The organism is Halocatena salina, assembly GCF_023115355.1.
Classification (GTDB): Archaea; Halobacteriota; Halobacteria; order Halobacteriales; family Haloarculaceae; genus Halocatena; species Halocatena salina.
This window is the reverse complement of record NZ_CP096020.1, coordinates 93,981-114,327: the sequence shown is the minus strand read 5'-3', so window position 1 is coordinate 114,327 and position 20,347 is coordinate 93,981. Positions and strand designations below refer to the sequence as shown.

Below are 20,347 nucleotides of genomic sequence, written 5' to 3'. Positions count from 1 at the left end.
AGTAGTTATCGACTTCGTATGGGTACTACGTAGCATGCACGTCGAAACACTCACGTTCTCCGACTGGGAAGAGGCGCTTCCGGCCACCGGGTTCGAGTGGTCTCACGCTCCCGAGACGCTTCGGGTGCTCGATAGGCACGCGGGAGATGTGCGTCTGTACGGTGGATACAAGGGCAGACAGTTGATCGGACTGCTGCCTGCTGTCGTTCGAACCGGGTTGTTCGTGACGGCGATCATCTCTCCACCACCTGGGTTCGGTATTCCACAGATGGGACCGATACTAATGCCGACGAGTCCCAAACAGCGCAAGCGGGAGATAGTGAATCGGGAGTTCACGAAAGCGATCCTCGAGACCGTGGCAGCCCACGAGCCATTTACGCTGTTTGGGTTGTCCTGTAGCACCGCATACACCGACCCGCGACCCTATCTCTGGGCCGGTTTCGATATCGAGGCGCGCTTTACCTACCAACTCGCTCTGGGATCGACGACCCCAGAGCAGGTTTTACAGTCGTTCAGTAGGGAGGCCCGGCGTGGGATCCACGGGGCGGAGGATGCGGGAATCACCGTTTCACGGGGCGGTGTCGAGGATGCACGCGCCATTTACGCCGCACACCAAGCCCGTCGGAACGAGCAAGGAGACAGCTATCCCGTATCTTGGGCGTACACCCGAGATCTCGTGGAGACACTCGGGGATCGGATTCGGATCTACACCGCCGAAACGGCCACCGGAGAGTTCGCCAGCGGTATCACAGTGGTATACTCGAACGAAAAAGGATACTTCTTCCAGGGCGGGACACGCACCGGCCGGAACGGAGACGCCAACGAACTGTTGCACTGGCGAATCATCGATGACATCCTTACCGACTCGGAACTGGCGTCAGTCGATCGGTACGACTTGGGTAACGCGAACCTCGAATCGCTCGCTCACTATAAAAGCAAGTACAGCGCCGAACCAGTCCCACATTATCTCATCAAATCGGGGCCGTTGATGGATCTCGCACAGAAAGCATACGAACTGATCACCTACTAGCCGTACTCAATGGGCCACTAGCCGATCGTTTCGGATGCTCAATGACACAATAGCCAATCCGTTCTGGGAGAAATGGGTCGTAAATGGCTCGGGAGTCGGTGTCGATTCGACGACGGACGTTCCTAGCGATCGTGAGCGCAGGGAGCACCGTCGTCGCTGGGTCGGTAACGAGCCGACGGGCCACCGATCGAGTCCATGCGACATCACCAATGAGCATCGATCGAGTTTACCAAATCGGACAACAGTATTACGTCGGACCGAAACGAGACCGACCCCCAGCGAGCGAAGCCCAGGGTACGATCTGGGAGATAACCGACGAGGAGCAAACCGATACGACCCGACGGACGCTGTCAGACGGCGACCGTTGGATCACATTGAACATCGAACCCGAATCGAAGAGACCGGGAGAGTATTATCTTACACCCGAGGACGGCGTCGAAGGGATTCAGGACGTCATCGACCGAGCAGGGGGAAACGTCGTCGTTCGTCTCGCACCCGGAACGTACGTCGGAAGCGAGCTCACGCTCGCCCACGGCGTTATACTACACGGATCGGGCCGAAACGCAACCACGATCAAACTCGATGACGACGCGAACACCGATCTGGTGACGACGCCCGATCCGCCCCGCGACAACGTGATGCGGTGTACCCTTCGAGACATCACGTTCGATGGGAACAAGGCGAACAACACCACTGGCAACGTCGTCTATGGAGCGTTCTGGAACAGTCGGTTCATCGACTGTGGCTTTCACTCCGCCCCAGAGACCGGTTTCTGGCTGGCTGGTTCCGAAGCAAGCACCGATGACAACTACTTCAATGGGTGTCGATTCATCACGAATGCGGGGACGGGACTCCGTGGCGGTGGTAACAAGGAGTCACATCCAGCCGTCGGTGTCGTGCGCGTGAACACCAACTGGTTCGGTAACAACGGCGGCCCCGCGATCGTCGCCCGAGGGAACGCGTGGCGGATCACCAACGCCAAGCTCTATCGCAACGCCACCGAGCAGGGTGCGTCGATCGAACTCGACCGATGTAGTTATTCGACTATCAGCGGCTGTGACAGCTACGTGGAGCACTCAGAACGGGATCACATCGTCGTACGAGCGTCCGAGGGGGTCACCAGCATCGGCAACCAGATCAAAAACAACGACTTCCGGGGCGAATATCGATCGGCAATTCGGTGTCTGGCCGATTCGGACGCCATCACCGCGCTGCAAGTTCGCGGCAACACGATCCAAAGCGGTGGAAACGCGAACAATGGGGTCGTCGCGCGGGCGGAGAACGGTTCGTTTATCGACTGTGCGTTCACGAACAACGTTTTCACCGGCGGGATGAACGGGACGAAGATCGATCTCCCCGGAGAATGGATCAGAGTGGGGAATCTCAACACCACCTGAATCGTATCGAACGGTGGTGATCACGCTTCCACGTAGTAGATCGTCACGTTCTCGTCCGTGTATACACGCTCGGCCGTCGAGAGCGTTCGTCGATAAAACGTCGTTTCACGGGCATCGATGTACTCCCTGTCGCTATCCAATTTCAACATGGGTTTGTGACTCACGTAGACGTAACCACTCCGGTTCAGCGTCGTTCGATTCAGCCAGATCGGTTCCAGCTCATCCGCAGGAACGACCTCACTCACGAGCAATCCATCCCGACTTTTGATCTGGTCCCATTCGTTGTAAACCGCGATCGTGTCGTTGGTATCGGTGTGTGTTGCCAACCATCGCGTGGCGTCGACTTCGCTTTGAGTGTACACTGGCCACCCGGCGTCCTCATTGACGTTGATGTTGTACGGTGGGACTTGTTCTCCACCGAACGCGAAAACGGTGCCCGAGCTGAACAGAAACAACACGGCGAGAAACACCGCGAAAAGTCCCTCAACTGGAACAGCAGCAATGCGCTCGCGGAGTCCGTTCCGGGAAAGGCGGACGACAACCCACGAGAGGGTCGAGACGACGGTTCGGACACCGACGATCGCAAACGGAGACACCACGAACAGGGCGATCTGGAGCGTCCTATCGAACCCCATACCAAACGTGAAGACGACCGATGCGACGAGAAACGCGAGTACACCGGCCGAAAACAGGGTGTACTCGATGGAACGAGGATTATCACGACTAGTAACGATCCCAGAGAGGGCATCAAGCGTTCCGATCCCGATGAGTCCCACCAGAGTGATGTACAGGAATTTGTAAATAAGCCAATATACCGACGTGAATCCTGCGGTCGCGTACGCCGCCCCGCTCCGTTCGGCCATCGGAAAGGGAAGCACCGAGAGGAGTTCGTAGCCGACCCCAACGACGCGGTAGAAGTTCACCCCGGAGGCGCTGAACAGATACCACACGACCCAAAACACACCGAGACAGCCGATAAGCATCGGACGGGTGAGACGAGCGTCAACGTCGACCGTCGTCACCGTTTGTACTGTATAGCGAGCCAGAAGAGCACTGCCGAGAAACGCGGTGAACAACAGACTGACACCGTAGTGTGAGAACGTGAGTGCGACGGCGAACGCGAGACCGAGGGTCCACCGCTGGGCGGGGGACAGTTTCGTATCGAGAAATACGACGAGCAAGAGAACGGCAAACAGCCCAGCGACTAGTTGTTTGTCGGGCATATCTTTGAAATAACCATAATAAAACACGAGAGCGAATGGGGCGAGCGTGGCGATCGATCGATCCTCGAAGGTGCTCCGTACGACGTACCAGATGCCAAGCGGGAGGAGCGAAACGAACAACGGGTAGACGAACTTGTACACCCACACGAGGTCTAATCCCGTGACCATCGAGTAAACGGCTGCCAACAGCGTAACTGTCGCCAACGAGTTGCTCGGGGCGCTGGCTTCCGGATTCCAGTATCCCTCGTGAAGGATATCCGCGGCCGTTGCATACTCAAAGTGGATATCGAAGCCCCACAGGTGCCCTGAGACCAGCGTCATCTGGAACAGCACGGCCGCCGAAACCGCCCAGATCGCGTACGGAGAGAGGACAGGTGATCCCTGCCACCGCCGGAGTATTAGTGGTACGGTCGAAAGGAGACACAACAGTACGAGATGCAACTGGTCGAACCGAGGGATCTCGGAGAACACGGTGAGGAGGATCGAAACCACCGGCAATAAACTCACGACTACGACAGCGATTCGGTCACGATGTGACAGCGACAACGACCCAAGCGGTGATCGAAGGGCCGGACCGGCGGCGTAACATACCGCAGCCATACCGAGTACGAGCACCAACACGGTGACTGTCAGACCCACCGGAGAGAGCGGGCGGTCGAACGAGAGCAGTGACAACAGACCGTTGAGTAGGAGCGACGAGACGACCACGACAAACAGACTGAGTCCGACCGAATACAGAACGATCCGACCCGGTCGACGATCACGGATTCTCAGTAGCACGACGAACAAATATCCCGGTACTACTGAGAGCAACACGATCCCGAGAAACGGTCGTAGCAGGAAACTTCCCGGCAGTACACCACCAAACACGACATCGAGCAGCAGATACGAAACTAACGCGAGAAGTAACGCTAGAACCGTCCGATTCGGAACGATGGGCATACTGTCCGCCGTTTCGGGCTACCCACAGATAATCAATGAGTGCATAAACCCGTCAATCGACTCGTTGAATCGCCAAACAACTGCGAGCAGACACCACTAGTACTGATGAGCACTCGATTCGGTCGGTCCAACGCAAAAACCCGCTGTATAACCCACTGTAGTGATAGGAGATTGTGAAACGTTATCAGTTAGTAGATACAGTGACAAGACCGTCGAAATTGAGGACGACTTTTTGTGTCGCATCACCGAAAATAGCTTTTCCAGCCGGTGAGCGCTGACGGCCCGTGAGAAAGACGTGATCGCAGTCGTGCTGATCGGCGACTTCGAGTATCGTCTCGGCCCTATCACCGAGATAACCAGATGCCTCGTATTCGACATCGAACTCCGAAAGGACGTCATCACCCATCTCACGAGCGATCCGTGTCGCCCCCTCTTTGGCTTCCTCTCGAGTGTACGTTTCTGTGCTACTCAAGGGTTCTTCTCTGGCTTTCCGACGAGTGCTGTACTCCAAAGCAGTGGTGATGTGAATCAACAGCACCTCAGCACCGACCGCCTCGGCGACCTCACCGGCCTCGTGTACCAGTTCCCTCGATGGCTCGGTTGGCTCGACTACAACGAGTAGTTGTTCCATAGTGCTATGTTATTTTCTATGCAAATAAAGTTTCTGTTCTCATGAAATATCAATAGAATATTTATGATCATCCTATTGTGTACCATTTTAGATGTGATATTCCATTTGCTCGGCTCACAGGAATGTCCGAGTACGAGGATCGGTACGCCAGAAGCGTTCGATCACTGAGCTTCAGCAGCGCTAGAGGACTCCAGAGACTACTACCGAGTGAGAGACACTGTTATCGTTCAGCCACACTCTTTCAAGAACTGTTTGTAGACGTTGGATCTGCGCCGGAAGCCGCTCGCTGTACTCCTCTGCCCGTTTCCGGCCGTGTTCGGCGAAGGCGTCGTACACCGCTGGATCGTCAAGTCGTCGGAGTTCGTCCACCTACGCGTCCGGATCCGTGAGCTTGGAGGCGACCAGTTCCATACGCTTCGGGCAGACCACCTCGATGGCTTGCAACGACGGAATGCCGTTGCACATCGAGACGATGTCCGCCCACGGATCCCGAGTGCGGCGTGATCGGGACAGGGATGCAGGCTACGTTCGCTCGACACTGGATCACGGCACGCTTGGAGTATAAGCGATACTCGTCTCGGTGAGACTGTTTATCCGTAGCGGGCAGCAGTCTCCGTCTGTCGGCAGCGGATAGGATCATCGCGACACACGGAACGACCGTCGGTCAGTCGCCGTCTCCGACGTAGATATCGATCGCATCCCGGAGCGTCACTACCTCGATATCCCGTTGTTCGATCCATTCGAGTGTCGTTCGGATCCGATCCTCTGTGACAGAATCCTTATGCGTGTGAGCACCAAAAACGCCCAATGCGCCACGCTCGGCGATCGCATCGAGATCACGCTGAACGAATTTCGGTTCGGTGAATTCGATGAAGTACGCTCGACGGGTACGGTAGGGAGAGAACTCGTCAGGATCGTTGATCCGGCTTCCGTGATCGCCGTTGGCGACCCCGATGTAATAGTCGTCGACGAACCGCTGCGACCACGCATCGAAATCATCGTACGGTGCGAGGAACGTCTCGACGTCGAACCCCAACGCTTCGAGTCGTTGCTTCGATCCAAGGAGTGCGTCTTTCATCACATCCGCCGGGTATCGTATGACTGCTTCCCCAGCGGCAAACGAGTCACCAACGGGATCCGCAAGCTCGACGTATCGGCCGGTATCGTCGGTACCCCTGCCAACAGCGTTTGCGCGCACCGTTTTGTCCCCGTCGGTAAGTTCGACGTCTTTCGGTGTCCAAAACCCGTGTCGAACCCCCGTCGGATAAACGCGTTCATCGTTTGGAGCAGCGTCTTCGACCAGTTCATACGTCCCAACAGTCGTGTGTTCGGCCGTATGAGAGGCGATCTCCCAGCCGGCATCCACGAGGTCCGTGAGATGCGTGACACCCATCCAATCCCGGTCCATGAAGTTCTTGCGACCGACCCACTCGCTGACGATCCCGACCGTCGCTGGCGCATCGTATGATTGATGCGCGGGGAACGCCTGTGTGTAGTCCGTCATCGGCCCGTCGTCGTACACGAAAACCACAGCCCCGTTCTCCGGCGGATCGGAGGCTTCGATGGCCCGTTTCTCGACCGCGTTCCGGTCGGTTTCGCGTGGATCGGTCGTACCATCGAAAGTCACCGTTCCAGAAACGTCTTGGCCGTCATCTCTCTGCTGTGTAAAACAACCGGCCAACGGTACTGTGCCTGCTCCAACGGTCACGAGAAATCGTCGACGAGTAGACCCACGAACCATCAGTTCGTGATTGGAGATTCGATCCGAAAAATATTACGAGAATTTTTGTTTATTTTGTATATTATTATAAGATATAAATTTGAATTCCGTCTTTATAGCACATGTAATAGCCGACTTTTCGGAAACGTCACGTAGTTTTACGGTGGTGACGGCTGACTCGATACTGTGCAACTCGATACTGTTCGCGTGCTTGATCTCACGCGACTCCTTCCGGGACCGTACGCCACCCAACTGCTCTGTGACGCGGGTGCAGACGTCATTAAAATCGAGGACACGGACAGAGGTGATTACGCCCGATACATGCCACCGATGACCGCTCGTGGTGTCGGATCGGTGTTCGATGCGGTCAACCGTGGGAAGAAAAGCATCGGTCTCGATCTCAAAACCGACGGAGGCCGCGAAGCGTTTTATCGGCTGCTCGATAACGCCGACGTGGTGATCGAAAGCTTCCGTCCCGGTGTAACCGAACGGCTCGGGATCGGATACGAGACCGTCCGCGAGCAAAATCCATCGATCGTCTACTGTTCGCTCTCGGGATACGGACAAACAGGTCCGCTCGCCGATCGAGCAGGACACGATCTCAACTACGTCGGACGGGCGGGACTTCTCGATATGACTCGGGGAGACGAGGATACCCCGGTCGTCCCGGGTTACCAGGTGGCAGATATGAGTGGGGGTTTGTTCGCGGCGTTCGCCATCGTTGGCGCGCTCTGCTCACGCGAACTCGGCGACGGCACAGGTGAATACATCGATGTCGGGATGACCGACGTTGTGCTCTCTTTTGCCCAATCGCTCACAGCCGGAGTGTTCTCCGAGAAGCCGCCTCGGCCCGGCGAAACACCACTCACCGGCGGACTCCCGTGGTACGACATCTACGAAACCGCTGATGGAAAACACGTCACACTCGCAGCACTCGAACCACAGTTTTGGCGAGCGTTCTGTAGAGCGATCGACCGCGACGACCTACGTGACGAGCACATGACATCCGATCCGGCTGCGCGGCAGGCCCTCCGTGAGGAATTGGACTCTATTTTCGGTGACCGGACGCGTGCGGAGTGGGTCAAGGCGTTCGACGACGTAGACGCGACCGTCGACGGTGTTTATACACCTAACGAGGCGGTTGAATCGGTTCACTGCCGTGCTCGCGGACTCATACAGGACGACACTGCCCCGCCGCGAATCGGTTTTCCCGCAGTGTGTGAGCTGCCCGCGAGCGACGAATCCATTCCCGACCACGGAGAACACACAGACGAACTGCTCCGAGCGGCGAACTACGACGAGACGGCGATCGAACGATTGCGAGAGACAGGAGTGATCACGTAAGTATCAGCGACGCCGGACGGTACACTGCTTGAAATGGGGTTCGTGAGATCGTGGATCGCGCTCGGAGTGCGTACCGTTCTCGGTGGCGGCCTGTCGGATCCAACGAAACAACACAGGATGAGCGACAACTGGATTCGCGCCCCTGACGACGTGGCTCTCTGTCACATCGATATCAGCGTACGAACAGGGTGGTCCATCGCTGCCGAAGGCTTGGCAGTGCGTTGTCACCGCGCTAGCCATACACAGCGTCGCGTTCGCATCGTAATTTCGAGTGCCGAAGCCACCACGGCGACCTTTCCGAGGATATAAGCAGCCTCGTCGGTCTGTTGACCGCTTCTGAGAACGGCAATGGCGTCCGGATCCGGAGTGTACGCCTCGTACAATCCCGCTATCGTGCGAGCGCCACATCCCACGTCCAGCGCAACTCACCCTCTATATTCGGTGACTTCTTGTAAAACGGTTTTTTATTTATAAATTCCAATTCTATACCGAGTAAGATCGCATTCGTTTACGATCCCCTGTCGCACGACGATCCGAGGTCTGGGAGAAATGCTTATCAGTATTCTGTCGTACATGATACTCGATGAGCGAGTTAGATCTCGTCGTGAGCGTTTCGGACCACGATACGTTGGATTCGATCGCAACGCAGGCCCACCGAGCGGAGTCGCTTGGATTCGCGCGAGTGTCTGCGGGTGAGACGACTGGACGGGACATGGTAACGACGTTTGCCGTCCTCGGCGAACGAACTGAGCAGATCGGTCTTTCGACCAATGTGCTCTCTCCCTATGGGCGTGCACCGACCGTCCTCGCCCAAACGGCGTTAACGATGCACGAAGCGACAGGAGGGCGATTTCGACTCGGGCTCGGGACGAGTTCGCCTGCCATCGCCGAACAGTGGCACGGAGGATCGTTCGATCGGCCGCTTCGGCGGCTCCGAGAGACGATCGACATCGTTCGCGCAGTGTACTCCGGTGGCTCCATCGAATACGAGGGTGATATCTACCAGCTTCAGGGGTTGTCCTACGATCGCCCGACACCTGAGGAACCACCACCGATCGACGTAGCTGCGCTCGGGCCGACGGCAGTCGAACTCACCGGCCGGTTCGCTGACGGTTGGGTGCCCCAACTGTTCACCCCTCCGGGGCTCCAAGAACGAATGAACGACCTACGACGCGGGGCGAGCCTCGGCAATAGGGAGCAGACAGCACTGCGCGTCGCCCCACTCGTGCGCTGCTTTGCAAGCGAGGACCGCCACCGTGCTCGGGAGACCACCCGTTCTATGGTTGCCTTTCTAATCGGGGCATACGGACCGTTCTACGGACAATCCGTCGCAGAACAAGGGTACGAACGCGTCGTTACCGAGATTCGCGACGCATGGGACGATCGGGACATGGACGCCATGGCGGCAGCGCTCCCCGACGAGTTGTTGGACGAACTCGCTGCAACAGGAACCCCAGAGGAAGTCCGTGACCGGATCAAGCGATTCGAATCGATCGATGGCGTCAACGCGGTTCGTGTCGGGTTCGTGCGAGGCATGGACCAGACAGACAAGGAAACGACGATGAATGCGCTGGCTCCCTTGCTGTGAACAGGACGTAGTCGAAACAGGCACACGGGGACCGTTCAGCAGAACTTCACCGGATTCCCATGGCTGCCAGTCTTCAGCCACTGACGAAAGCGTTTGTCGATGCCGGACGGGACGACAAGTGGTTCCTAACGACGTGACTCGGGCATAGATCGACCAGACGGAATCCAACTCATACCATTGATTCTATAGTTAAATCCATGATACTCACCTATATATTACCAAATTTATTACACTGCATTTTATTATGTTATAGATTATTTAACCACTTGAAATGTCTCAAAGCAGGCGAGATTTGTTACAGAAGATCGGAACCGTTGGTATAGCGAGTGTGGGGGGGACGATGCTCACAAGTAGCACCGTAGCGGCGAAGCCGACAGTCGATTGGAGACCCGCTCATTCGAGCAATTACACCGCTGCGAACCGTGGTGCCTCGGATATCGACGCGATCGTTATCCACGTTGCCCAGGGTTCAGCCGAGGGCACAGTCAACTGGTTTCAGAACCCCGATGCCAACGTGAGCGCGCACTACACGATCCGTGACGACGGGTACAAATATCAATCACTGAGCGACATCAACATCGGGTGGCACGCCGGAGGAGTCTCGTGGTACAACAACGCGACGATCGGTATCGAGCACGGGGGATACGTGAGCAGTGGGTTCCCGAACGCCCAGTATCAAAGCTCCGCGGAGCTCGTCCGCTGGCTGTGTAACGAATACAACATTCCCAAAAGCCGCGTTTCCGGTGTTGCGTCGTGTGGGGGTGAATGGGGAATCATGGGGCATCATCAGGTGCCCGAGTCCGACTGTGGATACAACGACCACACTGATCCCGGTTCAAACTGGGATTGGGAGTATTTCTTGAGTCTTATCTGATATATGGTTGGTCAGAGAAAACCGTCAGTCACAGGCAGGAAACTCAGGGCGTAGGCTTCCTCGCCCCCTTACTGCTCCCGAGACCTGCTCGGTCAGTCGAGTAGATCCGCCACCGCTTCGATTGGGTGAGGTGGATTGGTTTCTCTCCCCGCTCGGTCACCGATCTGAGTGCGACAGGAGGCACCCGGTGCAACCACCACGTCGCCGTCGCTGTCATCGATCTTCTCGAAAAGGAGTTGTCCGATCGCCTTCGAAAGATCGTAATGTTCGGCCTCGTAGCCAAAGCTACCGGCCATCCCACAGCACCCAGAATCTAGCGGATCGACCGTGTATCCAGCCCGCCGGAGAACGCCGACAGCATGGTGATCAGTTCCGATCGCGTGCTGGTGACAGTGGCCATGGTAGGTAAGCGTCGTTTCGGGGCTGTCGAGACGGGAATCCGTGCTGAGTGCATCGATCAGCCGGTACGTATCGAGGTATTCCATGATCCCGTAGGCGTTACCCGCGAGTCGTTCGGCTGTCGCGTCGGACACCAGATCCGTGTACTCGTCTTGGAAAACGACAGCGTCGGAGGGTTCGACTGCAACGATCTCCCAGCCGTCCGCGATGTACTCCTCGAACACGTCGAGATTGTGCTCAGCCCGCTCCTGTGCGAGATCGAGCAGTCCCACCGAGTAGGCTGCACGCCCGCTGGGACCACAGTTTTCGGGAATGGAAACGTACACCCCAGCCGCTTCGAGCACGCGGACAGCCGCCTTTCCAGCCGCCGGATACACGTAGTTGGTGTACGTATCGGGAAACAACACCACCTTGTGTTCAGCATCCGATTCGGAGACGAACGATCCGCGCTCTGCGTACCATTCCTGTACGGACTGCCGATGGAACGACGGCAACTGACGGTCCGGTGCGATCCCGAGCGTTTTTTCAACGACCGTTCGGACGCCGGGGACCGCCTGACCGACGTTCGATAGCGGGGCCAGAGTACTACCGATCGCCGAGAGTCGATCGATGTGGGCAAACAGTCGCGTTCTGAGGCTCGCCCCATCGTGTTCGTGATACTGATGTTTGATCTCAGTTTTGAGCTTGGCCATATCCACCCCCGTCGGACAGTCGCTCTTACACCCTTTACATCCAACACAGAGATCCAAGACCTCCTCTTGAAACACCTGCGAATACAGCTCATCTTCGGACAGTTCTCCGCTGATGGCCGCTCGGAGCATGTTTGCCCGACCCCGCGTGGTAGCGATTTCGTCTTTCGCTCCTCGGTAGGTAGGACACATTACATCATCTGTCTGACGACACGTTCCACAGCCGTTGCAGAGTTCCACGAGGTGAGAGAACCCCCCCTCTTCGCTGAAATCGAGTGTCGTCGTGGGTTCGATGGACTGGTACTCGTTTCCGTACCGGAGGTGGTCGCGCATATCGGTCGGAGAGTCCTCACGATACACGACCTTTCCCGGATTCATCCGCCAGTCTGGATCGAACGCCCGTTTGATGTCCGTGAATGCCTCCCACAGCTGCTCACCGTACATCTTGCGGTTGAACTGAGTCCGAGCGAGACCGTCGCCATGTTCGCCGCTGAACGACCCGTGACGTTCGTTCACCAACTCGGTAACGTCTTCCGTGATCGAGAGCATCGTTTGTATCCCGTCGTCCTCCTTGAGATTGAGGATAGGACGGATATGGAGCGTACCGCTTCCCACGTGAGCGAAGTAAGCCGCTGACGTTCCGTGGTCCGCAAGGACGGTTTGGAATTCGTGAACGTATTCGTCGAGTTCCTCGGGAGGAACCGTCGCATCCTCGATGAACGGGTAGGGTTTGGGATCGCCGTCGAGACTCATCAACAGCGGTATCGCAGCCTTTCTGAGCTTCCAGATCGATGTCTGTTCCTCGTCGGTGTAGGCTTCCAACACATCGAACGCATCACCGTTCACGACGAGACGTTCTGTGGCTAGTTCGATCGGGCGACGCACGGTCTCGTGACACTCTGAGTCGAACTCCAACATCAGGGCTGCTTCGATCGTATCGGGGAACGACTCCGCGTATTGCGCATACTGGTCGGATTCGCGGGCCAGACGAAACACCTCCTCATCCATCAGTTCTACCGCGCTCGGATCGAATTCGAGTGCAGTCGGAACGGCTTGAAGGGCATCAATGAGGTCTGAAAAACAGTACACTGCTAGAGACGTCTCGTCTGGAACAGTGACGAGACCGAGTTCGGCTTCCACAACGATACCCAGCGTCGACTCCGATCCGACGATGAGCTTTGCTAGATTGATAACAGGATCGCCATCTTCATTCGTATAGATGACGCGATCCAAGTTGTAGCCCGAAACGTTCCGCTTGAGATCGGGGAACTGGGTTTCGATCTCCGTCGCATTCGTTTCGACGATCTCGCGAACGGATCGGTGAATCTCGGCCTCCCGGTCGTTTTTCGAAACGATGTCGTCCCATTCCGCCGAATCGAGAACGACTTCACGGGCGTGGAGCAACGAGCCATCCGCTAGTACCACTGTCAGCTCCTCGGTGTACGCATCGGTGATTCCGTATCGTACCGAGTGAGCACCCGTCGAGTTGTTCCCAATGCCACCACCGATCGTCGCACGGTTCGAAGAGGCCGGATCAGGGGCGAACTGCAACCCCCACTGTCCAACGTACGCATCGAGGTGATCCTGAACGACGCCTGGTTGGACACGCACGCGTTGTTCATCAGGGCGCATTTCGAGGATGCTGTCCATGTGTGTAACCATATCGAGGATCACACATCCGGGACCGACGGCTTGTCCCGCAAGCGAAGAGCCGCCACCCCGAGCCATGATCGGGACGTCGTGGTCGGCAGCGATTCGGACGGCAGCCTGAACATCCTCCACAGTCGTCGGATGAACGACGCCTGCGGGTCGGGCTTGGTAGATGCTTCCGTCGGTGGCGTACAGAACCTGTGTGTACTCATCAAAACGTACCTCACCATCGACAGCGGTTCGTAGCGCATGAGCGAGTTCGGCATACGCCTCATCGTCAGTGTGATCGCGCGCCGTACGGAAAGTGTCGTGATCGTGCAGTCCGTTAGGCGCGATGCTCCCCGATCGTTCCGGCTGTTGTTCGCCGTCCGAGCGAGCCATATCGTACTGTTACAGACGAGAGATATTCATAAAAACTATGCTCACCGCAGTCTCAGCCGAGACCGACAGTACACATCTATGAGTGGGTGAATCCAAGCACAGTGTAATGCAAGATCACAATCTGAACGACCGCAGGATTGTTCAGCGAAAATAGTTACCAAAGTTAACTTATGTATGGGGTAATCGTTTGTATTCCGGACAAAGTGGTTGTCTATAATTACAAACGTACGTTTGTAATTGAGCCGCGATGGAGATAACGACTACATCACTAACATTAGATAGCTTATGATATATCCCCCTATAATCATACTATTAATAAAATCTAATAAATATCGAGATGCTTTGGTTCTCTTCAACTACTAGCCACAACGCCGTATCCCTGTTTGAAAAATATAAGTTGGTTAAATTAAATATTCAATATAGCTGTATTATCCCATAACTATAATATAACCAACACAAAAATTTTCATCTATTACACAATATTGTGTGGCATAGGAGTACTGTTCCATCACCCTCCGCTATGTATCAAATGTGTACTTTTAACCACTGTTCTTCTACAGTACAATATGTAGTATTGTAGAATTGATGGGTTTGATCAGGCCGTTCAGCTAACCAAGCGAATGAGGAGAAACAAGGTTCCAGTAGAGATGAACGTGGTCACGAAGACGTTCAACGACGCGAACTGTTCGTCGCCACCGAGTTCGTTCGCGTACACGAACGTCGAGACTGCGGTCGGCGTTCCGAACATGACGACGCTCGCAGTAAATGTTGCAGGTTTGACAGCGAGGAGTGAGAAGACTCCCCACGCGAGCGCTGGCATACAGCCGTTTTTGAGCGCAACGACCCAACCGGTCGCACTCAGATCGACTGCCGAGAGATCGACATTGAGGGAAGAGCCGACACAGAGCAACGCCAAGGGCAGTGCGAGCGTACCGAGCGCATCAAGACCGGTAGCGGCGACGGACGGGATCGCAAGTCCAGTAGATCCGACTGCGAGACCGACGAGCAATGAGAGCAACACGGGATTTGTCACAAGTCGACGCAGTTCGTGGTGAAACCGCGTGTTCGCATCACTCATCATGGTGAGGATAAGAATCGTCAACGGCACTTGGATCAACGAGACAATACCGAGAATCACACTCGCGATTGCTGTCACTCTCGCCTCGAACGTTGCCGCCACGAGCGGCAGTCCGAGATAGCCCAGATTGGAGTGGTACGACTGGACGAGCGCAACGCTCCGATACTGCGTCGAGGCGTTTCGGTGTATGATCCACGCAAGCCCTACGGTCGCGACCACGACAATGATGAGTCCCTCCAAAAGGGCCCGAGAGAGGAGCTCAGTGATCGACTGCTGGTACGTCGATATGAAAATGAGCGCAGGAAGGGCGACGTAATACGTGAGAGAATTGAGGCGAGCGGCCCGGCTGTCATCGAGAACACCGGTTATACGCAGTCCAACCCCGATCACCAACAGTCCAAGAAGAGCCATCAAGCGCTCGAAAACAGGCATAGTTCGCTGTACCGAGGCGACGGCTTTGAGTGTTCATATTCGATAGGAGAGACCGTGTGACTGTCATTCACGGTGTTCGTCTACCTGCCGTAAATCGGCGTGTTCCGACGTTTGTGGCCTATCGGCCGGACGCAGTTCGACCGTCGTCGCCTCGATGTCCTCGACGAACGCACCCGTTCCACCGACGCTGTACGTTCGATCCTCGGATTCGACGATCAGTGTGTTTTCGACGGGAAACGAGCTCGTCGGTGGTTCGAGAAGCGACTGACGAACGTCGACGACAGCGCCCTCGAATTCGGTCTGTGCGTTCCCATCGGAAACGGTGTAGCCCGTGATCCGAACACGAATCGGACGGTCATCACACCGGTGGAGTCGCGTCTGGAGAACCGCGTGTCGGAAATTCTGATAGGTGGCTGGGAGGTCGATGGGATCGGTGGTGTACACCTCCGTCGCCATGGGAAAATAGTTCCCCAGAAACGAGCCAGCGATAACCGGACTGAGCTGTTCTTGTTCGAAGACGATAGCCTGGGCGGGGCTGTTAGATCCTGAAAGCATCTTGTCGGGCACGACGAGACCCGTCTCCTGGTCGATCGTTAGCATCGTCGGCATCGGTTGCTTCCACGCTCGGGCGACCGATGCCATCCCATCAAACGCGAGATCGGTGCTCGGACTAACGCCCGTAACGAGCAAGAGCACCAAAACATCGCGCTCGAACGCTGCACGGAGTTCGTCGCCGACCTCATCAAGCAGTCGGTAGGGTATCGAGAGCGTCACTTCCTGCTCTGCGCGCTCGATCCCCTCGGAGATGCGCTTAAGAACGGTTACACGGGACTTGATGACCTCGAATTGCTCTGATCGAGGAGACGACCGGGAGAACCGCGATTCGAGTGCTGGTTGCATCGCTTCGAGATCGTCGGTCAACTCAGTTATGACCCGTTCTGGGGGGTATGGTCGGATCATCGTCGGAACGACGTGGTCGTTGACTTCCACGAATCCCCGATCCGCCAGCCGCTCAGCGATGCTGTAAACGTACCGCTTGGAGACACCAGAGGCCTCAGCAATCGTGCTCGCCTTCCCCCCTCCGAGTTCCAGGATCGAGAGGTACGTATCTACTTCCTTGGCCGAAAATCCCAGCGCATACAGCGATTCTTCGAGCGATGCGTCGTCCATGCACGTACTGTATGCGGACTGTACTTACATCACTCGGTGATCCATCGGGCCGTGGACAAGACGGCCACGACCCGACGGCTACCGCCAGTGTTCGTGTTCACCAACCACGAGCGCGACAGCAAGCCAACGGACTGGATCGGACCGGGAGAGAACTGTTCACCTTCGTGCTGTCGGACTGCTGTGTCTCGATAGCGGTACGTCTCAGAACACCATCTCGACGTTTACAAAGCTCCCAGTCTCATCCCGACCGAGCCGAAGCTAACCCGGATATACGCATGAATCGATCGTTCAGTCACTTTCTGCTCGTTTTATCTCGTTCTGATAATTCCCAAAGAACGGTTGGATATGAGATAGTTCAAAGAGCGGCGTAATATCTGTTTCAACGTATTTTCGGAGTAGAGCGTCTAAGGAACGGAAGCGGCAGGTTTCAGTCGCTCCATGGTCGTGGAGTGTCAACCAATGATCGGCAAACTGAGGGATATCAGATCCCATAACGGTCGGCTCCGCTCGTGACGTATGTTCCTGTTGCTCCGTCCGCCATTCCTGAACGTCAAATCCATGATTGTACGCCGCCCAATACGTCTGTGGCACGTCGATATTGAACCGATTCAGTAGGTCGTCCAACGATGGATAGTCGAATGCTTTGAACGCGGTCTCAGCGAGATCGACGTGGGTGTACGACGCGAGAGTCTCAGTGATGCGGTCTTCAAGTCCCTCGTAGGAAGGGTGGGTGCCGGATGCTGTGACCGTTTCAGTAGCAATTCTTGCCCGTTCCTGAAGATGAGGGAGATCGAACTGCTTGCCGCAGTACGTGAAGAGCGTCTGACCGGGATGATCATCGAGCCACCGACAGAACTGCTCGAGCAGTTGGCACTCCCCGGCAGGTCCATCCGCTGGTCGGAAAAGTACGTCCGTGATCGGTGGATAGGACGGGTCAGGCTGGTATCCGACACCGAGACAAAACAGTTCGATATGCTCGGAATCGTCCAGATCAAGTACAGACTCGGGAACGGTTGTCAATACCTCAATATCGACTGCGATCCGAGCGGTATCAACATGGAGATTGGGACGATACTCGTCGGCTGCTCGATGGCCATCAGAGGGACTACCCTGATCGGGAGGAGCCGCCCCTGCAACGGAGGCTCCGTCCCGATGTTTGATCCCAATTTCGCCATCGTAGATGTTTCCGTTCATTCCCTCAAACTGATACCAGTGGCCGTCTTCCCACTCGTGCTCGATCAGATAGTCGTTGTTCGGAAAGATCGTGAGAGTGACAAACACTCCTCTAACGTCTTGGAAATACGCGAAGCACTCGATCGACGAACTCGATGGGGTGGTTGACCGCCTGTACTTGAGCCGAATATCGATCGGTTCGTTATGCACGATATCAACTGCAGTCGTCATCATCGAGGACCTCTCCGTCAACTACCTTTCTCAGTCATTAAATAATTCATCAAGTCATACCACGATCCGTTAACGAAGATGAAAACGCATACATAGTTATGGGAATTATCAAATATGAAATAAGGTGGCCGACGGTTCGGGTTCCGGATCGAATCCCGGCGGGTGATCGGAGAACATCGGATGGAAATCAACCAACGCCGGTTGCACGATCCCGTTGAAAATCGTCGCGCCGATCAGCGCCAACACGAACAACCCAAGCCCCTTACCGGCTTTTTGTGCCCACTAGTAGCAAGCGGAAGCTAGCTTCGAAACAGAGCCAGAGATACTGGCCAAGCGAACCGAACCAGTGAACAAACATTTCTACGACACTGCGTTCCTTTCAACCCACTCCCTAGTGTATCATACAACAGAAACAGTCACTATAGAACTGCTGATCCTTCGACGATAGAAACGAGCAATAGACATCTCGTTATTCATATAATATATATTATGTAATGAACCTACTGTGATCGTTCTTACCCTCCTCAGGTGTCACATTCACCACTGTGTTTCCGTCCCCAGCGGCGTAGAAACTCAAAGGCGAAGATTTCCACTTGTGAAAGAAACGATGCAGTGAGGCAAAAGAATGAAATTCTAATGCAATCATAACAAGACATGACCGCACCCGTTGATTACGCCGTGCTAGAGGAGGGACGTCACTGCAACTACTACACCCACGACCGGGCACTCCAGTTCGAACTTCGACGACGCTGTGAGAGCGAAGAACTCGACTGGGGTGCATCCCGTTTACGCGAGTTCGGTGAGATGATCGGCTACACCGTGGCCGACAACGCAGACGTCGCAGACGACAATCCCCCGACCTTGCGAGCCCACGACAAGCATGGCGAACTCACGAACGAGATCGAGTACCACCCGGCCCACATCGAAAACGAGCGATTGGTGTACGAAGCCGGCGTCATTGCTGACGTCTTCGAGGCACCACCGGATCGAGAGACTCCTGTTTCCTTTCCATACCATTTCGGGCAGTTCTACCTGATGGAGTACGCATCGAGCGTCGGACTCGGCTGTCCGGCAGCGATGACGGGAGGGGCTGCCCTGGTTCTGGATTCGTTCGACGACGGCGCACTACAGGAGTTTTATGAGGGCTTGACCGCGCGGGAGTACGAGGAGTTGATGACCGGTGCGATGTTTCTCACCGAAAAGCAAGGTGGAAGCGATGTCGGTGCAAACGAGGTGACTGCCGAGCCACAGGAGGACGGCACGTACGAACTGTACGGAGAAAAGTGGTTCTGCTCGAATCTCGATTCGGAGGCTGCGCTCGTGTTGGCTCGTCGACCCGACGCCCCGGATGGCACCGACGGACTGTCGCTCTTTCTCGTATCGACTCACGACCGAGACGGGGAGCCGACCGACTACCGATTCCGTCGTCTGAAAGACAAACTTGGCACCCAAACCGTGCCGACCGGCGAAGTCGTGTTCGAGGGCAGCGAGGCGTATCTGGTCGGAGAGCCGGAAAACGGGTTCAAACAGATGTCCGAGATGTTGAACGCCGAGCGACTGTACAACGCCGTCTCCGCCTGCGGTGGGATGGGACGATCGGTGTTGGAATCGAAGGTCCACGCCGCCAACCGGGAGGCGTTCGGCAAGCGACTCGACGAACACCCCCTGTTGCGCCGGGACCTCCTCGAAATGGTGGTCGATCACGAGGCGGCGCTGGCGTTCACCTTCGAAGCCGTCGAGGCGTTCCACCGGCGAGAGCGCACCGATGCGGAGATGGCCCATCGGCTCGTGCGCATTCTCATTCCGGTTGCGAAGTATCGCACGGCGAGACTGGCCGTCGACACCGCTTCGTACGCCATGGAGATCAAGGGTGGTGATGGGTACGTCGAGGAATTCGTCCATCCCCGGTTGCTGCGTAACGCCCAGGTCCTTCCAATCTGGGAAGGACCGTCGAACGTCATGGCTCTCGATGTGCTCCGTGCGATGGCTCGTGAAGCTGCACACGAACCATTGCTAGCGCTGATCGACGAACGACTCGACGCAGTCACTCATTCTGTACTCGATGAGTTGGTCACCGTCGTCCGCTCCGAACGCGAACAGCTCGAAACCGCGATCACCAGCGTGGGGTCCGCGGACATCGAGTCGGCCCAACACCAAGCCAAGGAACTCACCGAGTACATCTTCGACGTGATGACCGCCGCGATCTTGCTCGAACAGGCCCACTGGCAACTCACAGAAGACGACGACGCTCGCAAAGCGCTCGTCGCCCGCCAGTTCATCGCGTCGTACCTCCGTACTGACCGCGGGATCACGAGTGACCGTCAGCCGTCAGACGAGGGGTTCGACGCTGTCGTTCGATACGCACGGTTCGATCCGGAACGGTTCGGGGAGTGAG

General features: G+C 56.1%; 15 protein-coding genes and 1 pseudogene. 7 read left to right on the top strand and 9 right to left on the bottom strand.

Going from position 1 to position 20,347, the window contains the following annotated elements; translation table 11 throughout:
* Positions 1-34 precede the first annotated feature (34 nt).
* Positions 35-1,030: a GNAT family N-acetyltransferase gene (locus tag MW046_RS13410; protein ID WP_247995093.1), complete on the top strand. Its 996-nt coding sequence runs from the start codon at positions 35-37 to the stop codon at positions 1,028-1,030.
* Positions 1,031-1,113: 83 nt separating this feature from the next.
* Positions 1,114-2,427 (top strand): right-handed parallel beta-helix repeat-containing protein, encoded by a 1,314-nt coding sequence (locus MW046_RS13405; protein ID WP_247995092.1) that lies wholly within the window; start codon positions 1,114-1,116, stop codon positions 2,425-2,427.
* A 20-nt stretch (positions 2,428-2,447) separates the two neighbouring features.
* Here MW046_RS13405 and MW046_RS13400 read toward each other — a convergent pair whose 3' ends face one another.
* Together MW046_RS13400 and MW046_RS13395 are read right to left on the bottom strand one after the other, a co-directional pair.
* Positions 2,448-4,592 carry a DUF2206 domain-containing protein gene (locus MW046_RS13400; RefSeq protein WP_247995091.1) on the bottom strand — a complete coding sequence of 715 codons (2,145 nt, stop codon included), beginning with the start codon at positions 4,590-4,592 and terminating at the stop codon, positions 2,448-2,450.
* Positions 4,593-4,776: 184 nt separating this feature from the next.
* On the bottom strand, positions 4,777-5,223 hold the full coding sequence (locus MW046_RS13395) for a universal stress protein (protein ID WP_247995090.1): 447 nt from the start codon (positions 5,221-5,223) through the stop codon (positions 4,777-4,779).
* A gap of 261 nt (positions 5,224-5,484) precedes the next feature.
* On the opposite strand from MW046_RS13395, the gene MW046_RS13390 reads away from it, so the two are divergent.
* Complete coding sequence (locus tag MW046_RS13390; protein WP_247995089.1) at positions 5,485-5,727, top strand: hypothetical protein; 243 nt, start codon at positions 5,485-5,487, stop codon at positions 5,725-5,727.
* Positions 5,728-5,887: 160 nt separating this feature from the next.
* On the opposite strand, the gene MW046_RS13385 is transcribed toward MW046_RS13390, so the two are convergent.
* Positions 5,888-6,964 (bottom strand): polysaccharide deacetylase family protein, encoded by a 1,077-nt coding sequence (locus MW046_RS13385; RefSeq protein ID WP_247995088.1) that lies wholly within the window; start codon positions 6,962-6,964, stop codon positions 5,888-5,890.
* A 165-nt stretch (positions 6,965-7,129) separates the two neighbouring features.
* On the opposite strand from MW046_RS13385, the gene MW046_RS13380 reads away from it, so the two are divergent.
* A complete protein-coding gene (locus MW046_RS13380; RefSeq protein WP_247995087.1) occupies positions 7,130-8,287 on the top strand; it encodes a CaiB/BaiF CoA transferase family protein in 1,158 nt (385 codons plus the stop codon).
* A 78-nt stretch (positions 8,288-8,365) separates the two neighbouring features.
* On the opposite strand, the pseudogene MW046_RS13375 reads toward MW046_RS13380, so the two are convergent.
* A pseudogene (locus MW046_RS13375) lies at positions 8,366-8,720 on the bottom strand (molybdopterin-dependent oxidoreductase); the annotation flags it as partial.
* A 150-nt stretch (positions 8,721-8,870) separates the two neighbouring features.
* On the opposite strand from MW046_RS13375, the gene MW046_RS13370 reads away from it, so the two are divergent.
* Both MW046_RS13370 and MW046_RS13365 read left to right on the top strand, forming a co-directional pair.
* Entirely contained in the window at positions 8,871-9,875 is a 1,005-nt protein-coding gene (locus MW046_RS13370) for a TIGR04024 family LLM class F420-dependent oxidoreductase (RefSeq protein ID WP_247995086.1), read from the top strand.
* A 340-nt stretch (positions 9,876-10,215) separates the two neighbouring features.
* The gene (locus MW046_RS13365) at positions 10,216-10,749 is read left to right on the top strand and encodes an N-acetylmuramoyl-L-alanine amidase (protein ID WP_247995085.1); all 534 of its coding nucleotides are present in this window, start codon (positions 10,216-10,218) and stop codon (positions 10,747-10,749) included.
* A 92-nt stretch (positions 10,750-10,841) separates the two neighbouring features.
* On the opposite strand, the gene MW046_RS13360 is transcribed toward MW046_RS13365, so the two are convergent.
* The 5 genes from MW046_RS13360 to MW046_RS19460 form a co-directional block, all read right to left on the bottom strand.
* Complete coding sequence (locus MW046_RS13360; protein ID WP_247995084.1) at positions 10,842-13,868, bottom strand: FAD-binding and (Fe-S)-binding domain-containing protein; 3,027 nt, start codon at positions 13,866-13,868, stop codon at positions 10,842-10,844.
* Positions 13,869-14,472: 604 nt separating this feature from the next.
* A complete protein-coding gene (locus MW046_RS13355) occupies positions 14,473-15,378 on the bottom strand; it encodes an AEC family transporter (protein WP_247995083.1) in 906 nt (301 codons plus the stop codon).
* Positions 15,379-15,441: 63 nt separating this feature from the next.
* Positions 15,442-16,548 carry a TrmB family transcriptional regulator gene (locus MW046_RS13350; protein WP_247995082.1) on the bottom strand — a complete coding sequence of 369 codons (1,107 nt, stop codon included), beginning with the start codon at positions 16,546-16,548 and terminating at the stop codon, positions 15,442-15,444.
* Positions 16,549-16,836: 288 nt separating this feature from the next.
* Positions 16,837-17,952 (bottom strand): hypothetical protein, encoded by a 1,116-nt coding sequence (locus tag MW046_RS13345; protein WP_247995081.1) that lies wholly within the window; start codon positions 17,950-17,952, stop codon positions 16,837-16,839.
* 108 nt (positions 17,953-18,060) lie between these two features.
* Positions 18,061-18,195, bottom strand: a complete 135-nt coding sequence (locus MW046_RS19460; RefSeq protein WP_282190235.1) for a hypothetical protein — start codon at positions 18,193-18,195, stop codon at positions 18,061-18,063.
* A gap of 411 nt (positions 18,196-18,606) precedes the next feature.
* Between MW046_RS19460 and MW046_RS13340 the strand changes: the two genes are divergently transcribed.
* Positions 18,607-20,346, top strand: a complete 1,740-nt coding sequence (locus MW046_RS13340) for an acyl-CoA dehydrogenase family protein (RefSeq protein ID WP_247995080.1) — start codon at positions 18,607-18,609, stop codon at positions 20,344-20,346.
* Position 20,347 lies beyond the last annotated feature (1 nt).

Excerpts from the sequence above, each read along its gene's own strand:
- MW046_RS13405 (WP_247995092.1), top strand. The coding sequence starts at position 1,114 with ATGGCTCGGGAGTCGGTGTCGATTCGACGACGGACGTTCCTAGCGATC.
- MW046_RS13410 (WP_247995093.1), top strand. The coding sequence starts at position 35 with ATGCACGTCGAAACACTCACGTTCTCCGACTGGGAAGAGGCGCTTCCG.
- MW046_RS13350 (WP_247995082.1), bottom strand. The coding sequence starts at position 16,548 with ATGGACGACGCATCGCTCGAAGAATCGCTGTATGCGCTGGGATTTTCG.
- MW046_RS13355 (WP_247995083.1), bottom strand. The coding sequence starts at position 15,378 with ATGCCTGTTTTCGAGCGCTTGATGGCTCTTCTTGGACTGTTGGTGATC.
- MW046_RS13395 (WP_247995090.1), bottom strand. The coding sequence starts at position 5,223 with ATGGAACAACTACTCGTTGTAGTCGAGCCAACCGAGCCATCGAGGGAA.
- MW046_RS13385 (WP_247995088.1), bottom strand. The coding sequence starts at position 6,964 with ATGGTTCGTGGGTCTACTCGTCGACGATTTCTCGTGACCGTTGGAGCA.
- MW046_RS13345 (WP_247995081.1), bottom strand. The coding sequence starts at position 17,952 with ATGACGACTGCAGTTGATATCGTGCATAACGAACCGATCGATATTCGG.
- MW046_RS13365 (WP_247995085.1), top strand. The coding sequence starts at position 10,216 with ATGCTCACAAGTAGCACCGTAGCGGCGAAGCCGACAGTCGATTGGAGA.
- MW046_RS13360 (WP_247995084.1), bottom strand. The coding sequence starts at position 13,868 with ATGGCTCGCTCGGACGGCGAACAACAGCCGGAACGATCGGGGAGCATC.
- MW046_RS13370 (WP_247995086.1), top strand. The coding sequence starts at position 8,871 with ATGAGCGAGTTAGATCTCGTCGTGAGCGTTTCGGACCACGATACGTTG.
- MW046_RS13340 (WP_247995080.1), top strand. The coding sequence starts at position 18,607 with ATGACCGCACCCGTTGATTACGCCGTGCTAGAGGAGGGACGTCACTGC.
- MW046_RS13400 (WP_247995091.1), bottom strand. The coding sequence starts at position 4,592 with ATGCCCATCGTTCCGAATCGGACGGTTCTAGCGTTACTTCTCGCGTTA.